18 protein-coding genes are annotated in these 14,381 nt (G+C 70.7%); 9 read left to right on the top strand and 9 right to left on the bottom strand.

Features of this window, described 5'->3' with window-relative positions; all coding sequences use genetic code 11:
* Positions 1-14: 14 nt before the first annotated feature.
* Entirely contained in the window at positions 15-641 is a 627-nt protein-coding gene (gene ctaE, locus ABJI51_RS43385) for an aa3-type cytochrome oxidase subunit III (RefSeq protein WP_348957017.1), read from the bottom strand.
* Positions 642-736: 95 nt separating this feature from the next.
* Between ctaE and ABJI51_RS43380 the strand changes: the two genes are divergently transcribed.
* From ABJI51_RS43380 to trpD, 3 genes are all read left to right on the top strand, one after another.
* Positions 737-1,150: a hypothetical protein gene (locus ABJI51_RS43380; protein WP_348957016.1), complete on the top strand. Its 414-nt coding sequence runs from the start codon at positions 737-739 to the stop codon at positions 1,148-1,150.
* 61 nt (positions 1,151-1,211) lie between these two features.
* A complete protein-coding gene (locus tag ABJI51_RS43375) occupies positions 1,212-1,622 on the top strand; it encodes a response regulator (RefSeq protein WP_348957015.1) in 411 nt (136 codons plus the stop codon).
* A gap of 5 nt (positions 1,623-1,627) precedes the next feature.
* Entirely contained in the window at positions 1,628-2,662 is a 1,035-nt protein-coding gene (trpD, locus tag ABJI51_RS43370) for an anthranilate phosphoribosyltransferase (protein ID WP_348957014.1), read from the top strand.
* 187 nt (positions 2,663-2,849) lie between these two features.
* On the opposite strand, the gene ABJI51_RS43365 is transcribed toward trpD, so the two are convergent.
* Together ABJI51_RS43365 and ctaC are read right to left on the bottom strand one after the other, a co-directional pair.
* Complete coding sequence (locus tag ABJI51_RS43365; RefSeq protein WP_348957013.1) at positions 2,850-3,269, bottom strand: cytochrome c oxidase subunit 4; 420 nt, start codon at positions 3,267-3,269, stop codon at positions 2,850-2,852.
* Positions 3,270-3,299: 30 nt separating this feature from the next.
* Positions 3,300-4,244, bottom strand: coding sequence for an aa3-type cytochrome oxidase subunit II (ctaC, locus tag ABJI51_RS43360; RefSeq protein WP_348957012.1), 945 nt, complete (start codon positions 4,242-4,244; stop codon positions 3,300-3,302).
* A gap of 184 nt (positions 4,245-4,428) precedes the next feature.
* On the opposite strand from ctaC, the gene asnB reads away from it, so the two are divergent.
* Entirely contained in the window at positions 4,429-6,363 is a 1,935-nt protein-coding gene (gene asnB / locus ABJI51_RS43355) for an asparagine synthase (glutamine-hydrolyzing) (protein WP_348957011.1), read from the top strand.
* Positions 6,364-6,435: 72 nt separating this feature from the next.
* Here asnB and ABJI51_RS43350 read toward each other — a convergent pair whose 3' ends face one another.
* Complete coding sequence (locus tag ABJI51_RS43350) at positions 6,436-7,428, bottom strand: carbohydrate kinase family protein (RefSeq protein ID WP_348956763.1); 993 nt, start codon at positions 7,426-7,428, stop codon at positions 6,436-6,438.
* 148 nt (positions 7,429-7,576) lie between these two features.
* On the opposite strand from ABJI51_RS43350, the gene ABJI51_RS43345 reads away from it, so the two are divergent.
* Complete coding sequence (locus ABJI51_RS43345; RefSeq protein WP_348956762.1) at positions 7,577-7,747, top strand: hypothetical protein; 171 nt, start codon at positions 7,577-7,579, stop codon at positions 7,745-7,747.
* 71 nt (positions 7,748-7,818) lie between these two features.
* Here the strand turns inward: ABJI51_RS43345 and ABJI51_RS43340 are convergent, their stop codons facing one another.
* A complete protein-coding gene (locus ABJI51_RS43340) occupies positions 7,819-8,196 on the bottom strand; it encodes a HesB/IscA family protein (RefSeq protein ID WP_348956761.1) in 378 nt (125 codons plus the stop codon).
* A 147-nt stretch (positions 8,197-8,343) separates the two neighbouring features.
* Between ABJI51_RS43340 and ABJI51_RS43335 the strand changes: the two genes are divergently transcribed.
* Both ABJI51_RS43335 and ABJI51_RS43330 read left to right on the top strand, forming a co-directional pair.
* Positions 8,344-8,991: a DUF3043 domain-containing protein gene (locus ABJI51_RS43335; protein ID WP_348956760.1), complete on the top strand. Its 648-nt coding sequence runs from the start codon at positions 8,344-8,346 to the stop codon at positions 8,989-8,991.
* An 83-nt stretch (positions 8,992-9,074) separates the two neighbouring features.
* On the top strand, positions 9,075-10,064 hold the full coding sequence (locus ABJI51_RS43330) for an aldo/keto reductase family protein (RefSeq protein ID WP_348956759.1): 990 nt from the start codon (positions 9,075-9,077) through the stop codon (positions 10,062-10,064).
* 32 nt (positions 10,065-10,096) lie between these two features.
* Here ABJI51_RS43330 and ABJI51_RS43325 read toward each other — a convergent pair whose 3' ends face one another.
* Genes ABJI51_RS43325 through ABJI51_RS43315 form a run of 3 tightly spaced genes read right to left on the bottom strand, consistent with a single transcriptional unit; the run spans position 10,097 to position 11,890 of the window.
* Positions 10,097-10,309, bottom strand: coding sequence for a hypothetical protein (locus ABJI51_RS43325; protein WP_348956758.1), 213 nt, complete (start codon positions 10,307-10,309; stop codon positions 10,097-10,099).
* A complete protein-coding gene (locus ABJI51_RS43320) occupies positions 10,302-11,144 on the bottom strand; it encodes a phosphoribosylaminoimidazolesuccinocarboxamide synthase (RefSeq protein ID WP_348956757.1) in 843 nt (280 codons plus the stop codon). Before ABJI51_RS43320 ends, ABJI51_RS43325 begins: the two co-directional genes overlap by 8 nt.
* Positions 11,141-11,890, bottom strand: a complete 750-nt coding sequence (locus ABJI51_RS43315) for a GntR family transcriptional regulator (protein ID WP_348956756.1) — start codon at positions 11,888-11,890, stop codon at positions 11,141-11,143. The genes ABJI51_RS43320 and ABJI51_RS43315 overlap by 4 nt, the downstream gene beginning before the upstream one ends.
* Positions 11,891-12,027: 137 nt before the next feature.
* Here ABJI51_RS43315 and ABJI51_RS43310 point away from each other — a divergent pair, with 137 nt between their 5' ends.
* On the top strand, positions 12,028-12,483 hold the full coding sequence (locus ABJI51_RS43310) for a hypothetical protein (RefSeq protein ID WP_348956755.1): 456 nt from the start codon (positions 12,028-12,030) through the stop codon (positions 12,481-12,483).
* Here the strand turns inward: ABJI51_RS43310 and ABJI51_RS43305 are convergent.
* Positions 12,480-13,157, bottom strand: a complete 678-nt coding sequence (locus tag ABJI51_RS43305) for an IspD/TarI family cytidylyltransferase (RefSeq protein WP_348956754.1) — start codon at positions 13,155-13,157, stop codon at positions 12,480-12,482. The genes ABJI51_RS43310 and ABJI51_RS43305 overlap by 4 nt on opposite strands.
* A 142-nt stretch (positions 13,158-13,299) precedes the next feature.
* Here ABJI51_RS43305 and cobT point away from each other — a divergent pair, with 142 nt between their 5' ends.
* A complete protein-coding gene (gene cobT / locus ABJI51_RS43300; protein WP_348956753.1) occupies positions 13,300-14,376 on the top strand; it encodes a nicotinate-nucleotide--dimethylbenzimidazole phosphoribosyltransferase in 1,077 nt (358 codons plus the stop codon).
* Positions 14,377-14,381 lie beyond the last annotated feature (5 nt).

The following is a 14,381-nucleotide window of genomic DNA, read 5'->3' as shown; positions in this document are numbered from 1 at the left end:
GCGGCTGGGCGGACCTACGGGAGGAGGTAGATCACACCGAACAGGCCGACCCACACGATGTCGACGAAGTGCCAGTAGTAGGACACGACGATCGCCGACGTGGCCTGGGCGGGCGTGAACTTGCTCAACTTGGTGCGGATGAGCAGGTACACGAAGGCGACGAGCCCGCCGATGACGTGCAGGCCGTGGAACCCCGTGGCGAGGTAGAAGACCGTGCCGAACGGGCCGGACGGGATGGTCAGCCCCTCTTCGACCAGGTTGTGGTACTCGTTGCCCTGGCCCGCGACGAAGATCGCGCCCATGATCAACGTGACGATGTACCACCGGCGCAGCCCGTAGACGTCGCCGCGCTCCGCGGCGAAGACCCCGAACTGGCAGGTCAGCGAGGACAGCACGAGGATCACCGTGAACGGGATCGCGTACGCCACGTTGAGCTCGAAGTGCTCACCGTGCAGCCGCGGGGGCCAGGTCTCGCCGACCGGGTTCTGCGCCTTGACGGTGAAGAACATCGCGAAGAGTCCGGCGAAGAACATCAGCTCGCTGGAAAGCCACACGATGGTGCCGACACTGACCATGTTCGGCCGGTTCAGCGAGTGGACCCGCTGACTGATGGTGGGAGCTGCCGTTGTCACGCGTCGCATTATGTCCTCTCGCACCACCGCCCCGCCGGGTGGGTCCACGGCGGGTCGTCTGCGTAACCGATCACACCGGATGCCCGGGAAGGTGAGAGCTACTCATGGGTTTACTCCACCGGCTGCTTGACCTGGTCAAGAAGCGGGAAACGCCCGGTCTGACCCCGGACACGCCGGGGCTGGAGATCGTCGCGGAGGCCTTCGACCCGGCCGTCGCGGACTCCGCCGTGCTCGCCGGTTCACCCGGCTGGGTCGCCACCGCCCCGGCCGTCCTGCGGCACCACCTGCTGCTGCCGCCGGACCGCGTCGCCGAAGCCGCGTCGATCCTCGCCCAGGACGGCTACGAGCTGCGGGAACAGTCGCCCGACGGCGATCTCGCGCGGGTGCTCGCGGTCCGCGTCCAGGTGCTCGACGCCCTGCACTGCGCCCAGGAACGGTCCCGGATGGCGGGGCTGGCGCAACGATTGGGCGGTGACGCGCTCGGCTGGGACGCGCAACAGCCGGAGCCGACCGCGTGATGTCGGTCTCGGCCGATACGATCGACCTCAGTCGTGCATGACGAGGTTGGAGGCGTGCTCAATGGGCGAGCGGTCGATGCGGGTCCTGGTGTTCAGCCACAAGGCGGAGGTGCGCGAGGCGATCGTGAACGCGGTCGGCCGCCGGCCCGCCGCGGACCTGGGGCGCGTCGAGTACGTCGAGGCGGCCGGGATCGCCGACGTGCTGGCCGAAGTGGACGAAGGGAACGTCGACCTGGCGATCCTCGACGGCGAGGCGCAGCCGACCGGCGGGATCGGCCTCTGCCGCCAGCTGAAGAGTGAGATCGCCGACTGCCCGCCGATCGTGGTCGCCGTGCGGCGCCGGGACGACCGGTGGCTGGCCACCTGGTCGCAGGCGGACGCCGTGCTGGTGCACCCGCTGGACCCGCTGACCGCCGCGGAGACCGTCGCCGACGTGCTGCGCGCGCGACGGGTCCCCGTCGTGAACGGCTGAGCCCGGTGACCACCCCGGTCCCCCGCACCTGGCCACCCCTGCTCAAGCAGCTCGTCGCGGGCGCCGACCTCTCCGCGGAGGACACGGCGTGGGCGATGGACCAGATCATGAGCGGTGCCGCGAGCCCGGCCCGGATCGCCGGGTTCGCGGTGGCGCTGCGCGCCAAGGGCGAGACGCCCGAGGAGATCGCCGGCATGGCGGCCACGATGCTGGCGCACGCCCGGCGGGTCGAGCTGGACCGCCCGGCGGTCGACATCGTCGGCACCGGCGGCGACGGCTCGAACTCGGTGAACATCTCGACGATGGCGACGATCGTCACGGCGGCGGCCGGGGCACCGGTGGCCAAGCACGGCAACCGCAGCGCGTCGTCGAAGTCCGGCGCGGCCGACGTCCTGGAGACCCTCGGCGTGCGGATCAGCCTGCCGCCGGAGGACGTGCTGCGCTGCCTCACCGAGGTCGGCGTCGGGTTCTTCCTGGCGTCGGCGTTCCACCCCGCACTGCGGCACGCCGGCCCGGTGCGCAGCGAGCTGGGCATCCCGACGACGTTCAACCTGCTCGGCCCGCTGACCAACCCGGCACAGCCGGGTGCGGCACTGATCGGCTGCGCGTACGAGGACAAGACCCGGGTGCTGGCGGAGACGTTCGCCCGCCGCGGCACCACGGCGCTGGTCGTCCGCGGCGACGACGGCCTCGACGAGATCACCACCACGACGACGTCGACGGTGTGGGTGGTCTCCGGCGGCACGGTCACCGAGCGCTCGCTCGACCCGGCGGCGCTGGGCATCCCGCGGGCGACGGCCGAGGACCTGCGCGGCGGCGACGCGGCGGCGAACGCCCAGGTCGTCCGCGAGCTGGTGGGCGGCAAGCCGGGCCCGGTCCGCGACGCGGTCCTGATCAACGCGGCGGCCGCGCTCGCGGCCTTCACGGGCTTCTCAGGGTCACTGGAGGACGATCTGCGTGCCGGCCTCGCCCGCGCCGCGGAGGCGATCGACTCGGGCGCCGCGGCGGCCCTGCTGGACCGCTGGATCGCGTTCAGCTGAACCCGTAACCGGCGTGATCCGGGCCGGAACTCGCGTGACGGAACCCGGATCTCGCGTGATTGGGGCCGGATCTCGCGAGTTCCGGCCCCAATCACGTGGCTTACGTCCCTGATCACGCGGGTTACGTCTCCGAACACGAAACCGGCCGCCGCACCGAGGTGCGACGGCCGGTTCCGGAAACCGCGGGTCAGTCGTGCGACGGGCCCGTGTGGTACTCGAACACCAGCCCGCCGATCGTGATCAGCAGCGCGACCAGCGCGATGACCAGCAGCCAGACGTGGAAGAACGCCAGCGCCAGGCCCGCCAGTGCCGCGGTGGCGGCCATGCCGACCGGCCAGTAGCTGCCCGGGCTGAAGAAGCCCAGCTCACCGGCACCGTCGCTGATCTCGGCGTCTTCGCGGTCCTCCGGGCGCGGCTCGATGCGGCGCGCGACGAACTGCATGTAGCTGCCCGCCAGGAACGCGAGGCCGCCGGTGAGGAACAGCGCGACGATGCCCACCGGCTCGGGGCCGTGGGTCGCGGCCGCCCCGGTCCACACCCAGTAGACGACCGCCATGAACACGGCGAAGACCGCCACGATGAAGAAGATGCGCGCTTCGACCTTCATGGTCTTCTTCCTACTCCTTGTGTGACGGCGTCAGTTGGACGCGGTCCGCGCCGTGCGGTCGGTGTTGAACGGCTGGGTGGTCACCGCGTGCGGGGTGCACAGCTCGCCGCAGTTCATCTTCGCCAGCGCCTCGGCCGCGGTGAACGTCTGGCCGGTCGCCGGGTTCACCTGCTTGCGCAGCTGGATGTACTGGTCGAACTTGTCCGGCGACAGCGCGCGGACCTCGAAGTTCATCACCGCGTGGTAGGTGCCGCACAGTTCCGCGCACCGGCCGACGAAGGAGCCTTCGCGGTCGATCTTGTTCTGGAAGGAGCTGTCCTGGTTGTTCTTCTCCGGGTTCGGGAAGACGTCCCGCTTGAAGTGGAACTCCGGCACCCAGAACGAGTGGATGACGTCGGTGGAGACCAGGTCGTACTGGATGGTCTTGCCGACCGGGAGCACCAGCAGCGGGATCTCGCCGGAGGAGCCGATCGTGCTGACCTGGCCGCTGCCGTCGGGCTTCGCCGCGTTCGCGTCCTCGTACTTGAACTCCCAGTTCCACTGGAAGGCCACGACCTGGACCTTGACGTCCGGGTTCGGGACCTTGTCGAGGACCTTGGACTCCGTCGTCGCGGTGAAGAAGAACAGGACGCAGACCATGATCGTCGGGACGACGACCGTGAACAGCTCGAGCGGGATGTTGTACTGGAACTGCCGAGGCAGCTCCTCCGGCTCGCCGTCGGCGGTCTTCTTCTTGCGGTGGAACGTGGCGGTCCAGAAGATCAGGCCCCACACGATCACGCCGACGACCAGCGCGGCCACGACGGCCCACGTCCACAGCGTCCGCATGTCCTGTGCCTGCTGCGTGACGCCGACCGGCCAGCCGAACCGCAGGATCTCGTCGCCGGAGCAGCCCGTCGCGGTCAGCGCGACCAGCACGGCCAGCGCCGCGACGCGCAAGGTCCGCTTCCCCAGGGTGCGCTCGGGTTGTCCCACTGCGCCTCGCCCTTTCACCCAGAGCCTCCTACGACCGATCTTTGTGACAGCCGGACTCTAGCCGAGTTGGCGCGCCCCGCTGACCAAGGGGTAACCCCCGACGCGCGTAATACGCGCCACGGCCCGCCCGGCATACTGGGCACTTCCCCAGCCCGGCGAAGACCCTGAAGGTGTGTGAGTACCCGTGTGCGGCCTGCTTGGACTGATCTGCGCGACCGAGACCGGCGCGGCGAACGCGCGTGACGCCGTCGGCGCGGCCATGCGCTGCCAGCGCCACCGCGGCCCCGACGAGCAGGACACCTGGGCCGACGCCGAGGTGGTCTACGGCTTCAACCGGCTCGCCTTCATCGACGTCGAGCACGCGCACCAGCCGCTGGTCTGGGGCCCGCCGGAGGCGCCCGGCCGGTACACGATGAACTTCAACGGCGAGATCTACAACTACCTGGAGCTGCGCGCCGAGCTGGCCGAAAAGCACGGCGCGAAGTTCGAGACCGAGGGCGACGGCGAAGCCATCGTCGCCGGCTTCCACTACCTGGGCGCCGACTGGGTGAAGCGGCTGCGCGGGATGTTCGCCTTCATGATCTGGGACTCCCAGGAGAAGCGGGTCTTCGGCGCGCGCGACCCGTTCGGGATCAAGCCGCTGTTCTACTCGGCGGGCCCCGGCGGCGTGGCGTTCTCCAGCGAGAAGAAGAGCCTGCTGGAGCTGTCGGACGTCCTCGGCGTCGCCCAGGAGCTGGACCGCACGGCCCTGCAGCACTACCTGGTCCTGCAGTACGTGCCCGAACCGGAGTCGCTGCACCAGGCGATCCGGCGGGTGGAGTCCGGCACCTCGTTCGAGGTGGTGCCCGGCGGTGAGGTGAAGTTCACGCGCTACTTCCACCCGCAGTTCACCGCGAAGCCGGTCAACGGGCCCGCCGAGGCCGAGGAGCTGTACCAGCGCATCGCCGACGTGATGCGCGACTCGGTCGGCAAGCACATGATCTCCGACCCGGACGTCACCGTCGGCGCGTTCCTGTCCGGCGGCATCGACTCCACGGCCACCTGCACGCTCGCCAAGGAGCACAACCCGAACCTGATCGCGTTCACCACCGGGTTCGAGCGCGAGGGCTACTCCGAGGTCGACGTCGCCGCCGAGTCGGCCGCGGCGATCGGGGTGAAGCACGTGGTCCGCACGGTGTCGGCGGACGAGATGATGGAGGCGCTGCCGCTCATCGTCTGGTACCTCGACGACCCGGTGGCCGACCCGGCGCTGGTGCCGCTGTGGTTCATCGCGCGGGAAGCCCGCAAGCACGTCAAGGCGGTCCTGTCCGGCGAGGGCGCGGACGAGCTGTTCGGCGGCTACACGATCTACAACGAGCCGATCTCGCTGGCGCCGTTCGAGAAGATCCCGGGCGGCATGCGGAAGCTGATCGGCAAGGTGTCGACGAAGATCCCGGAGGGCACCCGCGGCAAGGACCTGCTCCGCCGCGGCGCGCTGCCGCTGGAGGACCGCTACTACGGCAACGCCCGCAACTTCCGCGACGACCAGCTGCGCTCGGTCCTGCGCACCTACCAGGAGGGCGTGGGCTTCAAGGACGTCACGGCGCCCTGGTACGAGGTCTCGCGCGGCTGGGACCCGGTGGCCCGCATGCAGCACGTCGACCTCTATACGTGGCTGCGCGGCGACATCCTGGTCAAGGCCGACAAGGTGACCATGGCCAACTCGCTGGAGCTGCGGGTGCCGTTCCTGGACGCCGAGGTGTTCAAGGTCGCCGCGTCGATCCCGCTGGACCAGAAGCTGGCCCACGGCACGACGAAGTACGCGCTGCGGCAGGCGCTGGCCAAGATCATCCCGGCGCACGTGCTCAACCGCCGCAAGCTCGGCTTCCCGGTCCCGATCCGGCTGTGGCTGCGCAACGAGATGTACGACTGGGCCCGCGGCATCATCAGCGACTCGAAGACCGACGAGCTGCTGGACAAGAAGGCCGTCCTGGCCCTGCTGGACGAGCACAAGGCCGGTCAGCTGGACCGCAGCCGCCAGCTGTGGGCCCTGCTGGTGTTCATGCTGTGGCACGGCATCTTCGTCGAGCACCGCATCAAGCCCGAAATCCCCGAGCCGGTGTACCCCGTCAAGCTCTGAGGTCTGCCGCGGCCGGTCGTGAGTGAGAAACAGGGTTAGAACCCTGTTTCTCACTCACGACCGGCGGGAGCGTCAGGCGGCGGGCAGGACCGCGGCGATCTCGTCGGCGGCGTCCGGGCCGAAGGCGTCGCCGATGCGGGCCAAGGCCTCCGCGCGGTCGAACGTCCACTCCTGCGTGCCGACCGTTTCCAGCACCAGTACCGCGATGAGCGAGCCGAGCTGGGCGGCGCGCTCGACGCCGAGGCCGCCGTCGAGGCCCGCGAGGAAGCCCGCGCGGAAGCCGTCGCCGACGCCCGTCGGGTCCGCCTTCGCGCGCTCGGGCACCGCGCCGATCTGCAGGGCGAGGCCGTCCTTGCCGACGATCTCGACGCCCTTCTCCCCCAGCGTCGTGATCCGCATGCCGACCTGGGCGAGGACGTCGGCCTCGGTCCAGCCGGTCTTCTGCAGCAGCAGTTCCCACTCGTAGTCGTTGCTGAACAGGTACTCCGCGCCGGCGATGAACGCGCGGGCCTGCTCGCCGGTCATCCGGGCCAGCTGCTGCGACGGGTCGACGGCGAAGGCGTAGCCGCGCTGGCGGCACTCCTCGGCGTGGCGGATCATGCCCTCCGGGTCGTCCGGGCTGATCAGCACCAGGCTCAGCGCGCCGGCGCGCTCGGCGATCGGCTGCAGCTCGATGTTGCGGGACTCGGCCATCGCGCCGGCGTAGAACGTCGCGATCTGGCAGAGGTCCTCGTCGGTGGTGCAGACGAACCGCGCGGTGTGCGCGACCTCCGACACGTGCACCCCCGAGGTGTCCACCCCGTGCCGCTCCAGCCAGGAGCGGTAGTCGGCGAAGTCGGCGCCGACCGCACCCACGAGGACCGGCTGCACGCCGAGCACCCCGAGGCCGAAGGCGATGTTCGCGCCGATGCCGCCGCGCCGGACCACCAGGTCGTCGGCGAGGAAGCTCAGGGACACCCGGTGCAGCTGCTCGGCGACCAGCTGCTCGGCGAACCGGCCGGGGAAATGCATGAGGTGGTCGGTCGCGATACTGCCGGACACCGCGATCCTGGCTTTGTCTGCCACCGGCTGCTCCTTTGTGCTCGACCTCACGGCAAAAGGCGCGAAGTTACCCCCGGGTCATGACCCATCCGGGTAGTTCGCGCACGCCCAGCCGACACTACCGGCTGGTACTCCTTCTCCAGTCGAGCGCGGATCAATAGCGTTACGAATCGTGAACGCCGTCACCGAACCCGAGACCCTGTCCGAGCTGATCGCCGACTGTGCGCTCATCCCGGCGACGCTCCAGGCCGAAAGCCTGCCGCTCCCCCGCGTCACGGCCAAGCCGTGGCAGGTCGACGACGCGTGCCAGGCCCAGGTCGCGGACCTCGACGCGTACGTGTAATTTTCCGCAGCACGCGAGAAGGCCCCGCCCTCCGATCCGGGAGGCGGGGCCTTCTTACGTGCTGTTGTGGCTCAGTGGAACGAGTCGCCGCAGGCGCAGGAGCCGGTGGCGTTCGGGTTGTCGATCGTGAAGCCCTGCTTCTCGATCGTGTCCACGAAGTCGATGACGGCGTCGGTCACGTACGGCGCGCTCATCCGGTCCACGGCGACCTTGAGGCCGTCGAAGTCGCGGAACAGGTCACCGTCGAGCGTGCGCTCGTCGAAGAACAGCTGGTAGCGCAGGCCCGCGCAGCCACCGGGCTGGACGGCGATGCGCAGGTGCATGTCGTCGCGGCCCTCCTGCTCGAGCAGGGCCTTCGCCTTGGCGGCCGCGGCGTCGGTCAACGTGACGCCGTGGGTCTCCTCGGCGGTCTCGGCCTGCGTCGCGCCGGCGTGCTCAGCGGTCGTCATGGCACTCCCTCTTAGGTTCGAACTCGCTGCGGATACTCCTCGTGCTGAGCTGTTCAACACCCGGGGCGTCCGATCTGTTCCCCCACCATGGTCGCACATGGATCGACCTGGTGAACGGCGGCGTGACGCCTGCAATACCCTGGTGAGGTGAGGTTCCTGCGCCGAAGCACCACAGACACCGCCGCCGAAGAGCCGGAGAAGACGGAAGCCGTCGACGTCGGCGGCAAGGCCTACACGCCCGGTAAGGGCAAGGCCACGCCGAAGCGTCGTGACGCGGAGGCGAAGCGGCGCGGCCCGGTGGCGCCCCCGCCCACCACGATGCGCGAGGCGATGAAGCGCAACAAGGAACTGCGCAAGGCCAACCCGCAGAGCAAGGAAGACCGCCGCGCGGCGGCCAAGCTCCGCCGCGACCGCATGATGGCGGGCGACGACAAGTACCTGCTCCCGCGCGACCGCGGGCCGGTCAAGGCGTACGTCCGCGACCTGGTCGACACCCGCCGCAACCTGCTGGGGCTGTTCATGCCGCTGGCGATCGTGGTGTTCCTGGCGCTGCTGGTGCCGCTGCCCCAGGTGCAGTCGTACATCACGCTGCTGTGCACGGCGATGCTGCTGGTGATGGCGATCGAGGGCTTCGTCAACGGCCGCAAGATCGCGAAGCTGGTGCGGGAGCGGTTCCCGAAGGAGACGGTGAACGGCCGGTCGATCGGCTGGTACGCGTTCGTGCGGGCCTCCCAGATCCGGAAGCTGCGGGTCCCCAAGCCGCGGCTCAAGCCGGGCGACCCGATCCCGAACTGAGCGGTTCCGGAGAAGCCGCGGCGAGGCCGGAGTCACGTCCAGATCGTTAGCAAGGCGAACGATTTCCGCCTAAGCTCGCGACCATGGAGTTTCGTCGTCTCGGCCGCAGCGGCCTCAACGTCAGTGAGATCTCGTACGGGAACTGGCTCACCCACGGTTCCCAGGTCGAGGAGGACCAGGCCCACGCCTGCATCCAGGCCGCACTCGACGCCGGCATCACCACCTTCGACACCGCCGACGCCTACGCCAACACCGCCGCCGAGTCCGTGCTCGGGCGCGGCCTGAAGGGGCAGCGGCGGGAGAGCCTGGAGATCTTCACCAAGGTCTACTGGCCGACCGGGCCTAAGGGCCCCAACGACAAGGGCCTGTCCCGCAAGCACGTCATGGAGTCGGCGCACGCGTCCCTGAAGCGGCTCGGCACCGACTACGTCGACCTCTACCAGGCGCACCGGTTCGACCGGACCGTGCCGCTCGAAGAGACCATGCTCGCCTTCGCCGACCTCGTGCGGCAGGGCAAGGTGCTCTACGTCGGCGTCTCGGAGTGGACGGCCGAGCAGATCGCCCGGGGTGCCGCGCTGGCCCGCGAGCTGAAGATCCCGTTCGTCTCCAACCAGCCGCAGTACAACATGCTCTGGCGCGTCATCGAGGACCAGGTCATCCCGGCCTCCGAGCGCGAGGGGCTGAGCCAGATCGTCTGGTCGCCGATCGCGCAGGGCGTGCTCACCGGCAAGTACAAGCCCGGCCAGGCCTACCCCGAGGGCTCGCGCGCCACCGACGGCAAGGGCGGCGCGAACATGGTCGCCCGCTTCCTCGACGAGACCGTCCTCGAGCGCGTCGCCAAGCTGGAACCGCTGGCCAAGGAGGCGGGCCTGACGATGGCCCAGCTCGCCGTCGCGTGGGTGCTGCAGAACCCGAACGTCGCCTCGGCGATCATCGGCGCCTCACGGCCCGAGCAGGTGCACGACAACGTCCAGGCCGCGGGCAAGAAGCTCGACGCCGACCTGATGACCGCCATCGACGAGGTCCTCGGCGACGTCGTCGAGCGCGACCCCAGCCTGACCAAGAGCCCCTGACGAGCCGGGGCCGGGTGCAAGTGTCGCGGCTGTCAGTCCTGGTTGATCCGGCCCTGGAACGGCACGTCGAGGTCGAGGGCGTGTTCCGGGGACAGCCGGGGCTCCAGCCCGAACCCGCGCAGGAGGCGGCTGGCCCCGGCGAGCCGGTCGCCTCCCCGCCCGGGCAGCCGCGACGGCGTGAGGCCGTGCGCGACCAGCAGCGTCTCGACCTCGTCGATCAGCCGGTACGGGTCGTACTCACCCACGGACCCAGGTCTTCCCCGTGATCCGCTCGTAGACCTCGGTGTAGCGCTGCCGCGTCTGCTCGACGACCTCGGCCGGGATCTCCGGGCCGGGCGGGGTCTTGTCCCAGCCGGTCGTCAGGGACCAGTCGCGGACGAACTGCTTGTCGAACGCGTGCTGCGGACGGCCCGGCTCCCACTCGTCGGCCGGCCAGAAACGCGAGGAATCCGAGGTCAGGACCTCGTCGCCGAGGGTCAGCACGCCGTCGGCGTCGAAGCCGAACTCCAGCTTCGTGTCCGCGATGATGACCCCTTGCTTCGCCGCGTGCTCGGCGCCCTTGGTGTAGATCTCCAGGGTCAGCTCGCGCAGCCGCTTCGCGGTGTCCTCGCCGATCTCGTTCAGGACCTCGTCGAAGGTCATGAACTCGTCGTGCCCGGTGTCGGACTCCTTCGTCGTCGGCGTGAAGATCGGCTCGGGCAGCTTGTCGCCCTCGACCAGGCCCGGCGGCAGCGCGACGCCGGAGATCTTGCCGTCGCGCCGGTATTCGCGCAGGCCGAGCCCGGCGAGGTAGCCGCGCGCGATGCACTCGACCTTGACCATCTTCAGCGGCTTGCAGCGCATCGCCCGGCCGGCGAACTGCTCCGGCACGTCGGTGGTCGACACGACGTGGTTCGGGACGACGTCGGCCATGCGCTCGAACCACCACGCGGACAGCTGGGTGAGCAGCTTGCCCTTGTCCGGGATCGGCGTCGGCAGCGAGACGTCGTAGACCGAAACCCGGTCGGACGCGACCAGCAGGATGTCCCCGCCGTCGAGTTCGTACAGGTCACGGACCTTGCCCGCGTGGATGTGCTTCATTCGCCGTCCTCGGTTGTGTACTCGTAGAAAACCCAGTGGTCGGGCAGGGCGGCGGACTCACCGTACTCGACGACCGTGCCGTCGGCCGCCAGGAAGGTGCTCCGGCCCAGCAGCACCGGCGACCCTTCCGGCAGCCCCAGCTCGGCCGCCTCCTCCTCGCCCGCGCGGCCCGCCGCGTGCCGTTCCTGTGTCGTGACGATCTTCGTGCCCAGCCGGGCCGCCGCGTGGGCCGCGGTGCCCTCGACGATCCGCTCGGCCACCAGCAGGGCGGGCGCCTTGGCCGACAGCGCGCCGTCGAACCACGACGTCGACGTCGACAGCGGCTGCGAGTCCGGCCCGTAGGTGGTGCGCTGCCGCCGGATCGCCGGGGCACCCTCGTCGATGCCGAGCGCCGCCGCGGCGCGTTCGGACGCCGGTTCGAGCCCGGCCGACCGGATCACCGCGTAGTGGCCCGGCGGGTAGATCCGGCCCGTGCGGGCGGACGCCACGCTGCGGTCGCGGGCCGTGCGGTGCAGGCCGCCACGGTCGACGACCGTGCCGACGCCGCGCACCGGGCGCACGAGGCCCTGCGAGCGGAGCGTGGCCAGCACCTTGGTCGCCGTCGCCATCGCGACGGTCCAGGTGCGGGCGATCTCGCGGGCGGAGGGCACCGCGTCGCCCTCCTGCAGCCGGCCGGACAGGATGTCTTCCCGGATCCGGCCCGCGATCTGCAGGTACGGCGGCTCAGGACGGTCGAGGGTGGGCAAGGCGGCTCCTCACAGGAACGGACGCACAAGTGTTCTAGCACGCCAGGGTGTCTCCCACAAAGCCCTGTTCAGAACCACCCAGGTGTACTAGTACACGCGCTGGACTGTGCTCTAGTACGCAAGTTACCCTCGAAAGTGTGTCCCCGCCCACACCGCACACCGGCTCCAGCGGCCAGGGCCTCGAGGAACTCCTCGAGGAACTCCGGCGCCGCAAGTGGGTGCTGCACCTGTTCGGCGGCCGCGAAGCACCGGAGCTCTACGCGGCCGTGCACCGGTGGCCGACCTGCGCGGACGTCATCATCCTCCGCGACGAGCACCGGGCCAGCGCCTACCGCGTGCCGACCTTCCCCGGCACCGACGTGTTCGCCCCGCGGGTGGTCACCTGGCAGTACCACGCCACCCCGGTGTGGACGCTGCGGGCGGTGCTCACCCTGGCCGAGCCCGGCACCCCGGGCGCGCCGCTGCAGGCACTGCGCCCGCAGCCGGGCTGCCACATCCCGCCCGAGCTGCGGCGGGACGTGACGATCCGGCCGACCAGCACCACGCAGACGACCGAAGGAGACGACGACAGCGGGCCGCCCGCCTGCGCCTAGCGGGCGAGCAGCCGTTCCGCGGCCACCAGGTCGTGGGGATAGGTGATCTTGAGGTTCTCGGGAGCACCCGGGACCCACCGGATCGGCAGGGAGGAGAACCGCTCCATGCACGAGGAAGTGTCCGTCCCCAGGAAACCTTCGCGCTCGGCCTGTTCGTAGGCCTCGAGCAGCGGTCCGGCCCGGAAGCCCTGAGGCGTCTGGACGCGGATCGCGCCGGGCACCTGGGCGACCAGGTGCCCGGCATCCACCCCGACGACGTCGTCGGCGGCCAGGCCCGGCACAGCCCCCCCGTCCTCGCGTGTCCGGGTCAGCACCGTGCCGATCAGCTCGGGGTGGACCAGCGGCCGGGCGGCGTCGTGCAACAGCACGGCGTCGACCCGGCCTTCTGTTATGCGCGGCGCGAGGTGGCGCAGGGCGTTCAGCTCCGAGGCCTGCCGCGTGTCGCCGCCGTGCACGATCTCGATGTCGCCGCCGGCCACCTCCTCGGCCAGTTCCCGGTCCTGCGGCCGGATGACCAGCACGAGCACCCCGATGCCCGGGACGCGCCGGAAGGCGTCCAGCGACCAGGCGACCACGCGGCGCCCGGCCAGCGGCAGGTAGACCTTGTTCAGCTTCGCGCCGACGCGGGTGCCCGCGCCGCTGGCCAGCACCACCGCGGCCGCCGTCGTCTCCACGAGCCGCGAGACTACCCGGCACCCTCGCCCGGTAAGTTGGCCACAGCGTTGCCGTGCAGTGTTGCAGTGTTGAAACCGGGGCTCCGCCCCGGGCCGGGGGCTCCGCCACCCGGAACCCCCAAAAGCGGTGAAAGGCACTGGTGTGGAGCCGGACGACATCGAGTTCCCCGAGATCACCCCGCCCGACGACCACGCCCGGTCCGCGGCGATCGCCCTGCACGACAAGCTGGTCAAGCCCGCCGGGTCGCTGGGACGGCTGGAAGAGCTGGGTGTCTGGATCGCCGCCTGCCAGGGGCAGTCGCCGCCGCGGCCGTTCACGCGGCCCCGCGTCGTCGTGTTCGCCGGCGACCACGGCATCGCCGCGAAGGGCGTCTCGGCCTATCCGCCCGAGGTCACCGCGCAGCTGCTGGGCACGATGCTGACCGGCGGCGCCGCGATCAACGTGCTGGCCGCCGCCGCGGGTGCGAGCGTCCGGGTGGTCGACCTGGCCGTGGACACCGAGGCCCCGGCGACCCGCTCGATCGGCGAGTTCAAGGTCCGCCGCGGCTCCGGCTCCATCGACGTCGAGGACGCGCTCACCGCCGCCGAGGCGAAGGCCGCGGTCCGGGCGGGCATCGCGATCGCCGACGCGGAGGTCGACGGCGGCGCCGACCTGCTCATCCCCGGCGACCTCGGGATCGGCAACAGCACACCGGCGTCGGTGCTCGTCGCGGCGCTGACCGGCAGCGAGCCGGTGGCCGTCGTCGGACGCGGGTCCGGCATCGACGACGCCGCCTGGATGCGCAAGGCCGCCGCGGTGCGCGACGCGCTGCGCCGGGCCCGTGCGGTCCTGGCCGACCCGCTCGACCTGCTGCGCACGACGGCGGGCGCGGACATCGCGGCGATGGCGGGCTTCCTCGCCCAGGCCGCGGCCCGGCGGACCCCGGTGGTCCTGGACGGGCTGGTCGCCTGCGCGGCGGCGCTGGTCGCCGAGGACCTCGCCCCGGGCGCCCGCCGCTGGTGGGTCGCGGGCCAGCGGACCGCGGAACCGGCACACGCCCTCGCCCTCGAACACCTCGACCTCGGCCCGCTGCTGGAGCTGGACGTCCGCCTCGGCGAAGGCACCGGCGCGGTGACCGCCCTGCCGCTGCTGATGATGGCGGCCCGCGTCCTGGCCGAAACGGCCACGCACGAGCAGGCCGGAGTTTCCGGCCCGCTCATCCCGGCCCCCGTTTCCTGACCCCG

Origin of the sequence: Amycolatopsis melonis, assembly GCF_040064235.1 — a bacterium.
Lineage (GTDB): Bacteria > Actinomycetota > Actinomycetes > Mycobacteriales > Pseudonocardiaceae > Amycolatopsis > Amycolatopsis melonis.
This window is presented reverse-complemented; position numbering and strand designations above follow the sequence as displayed.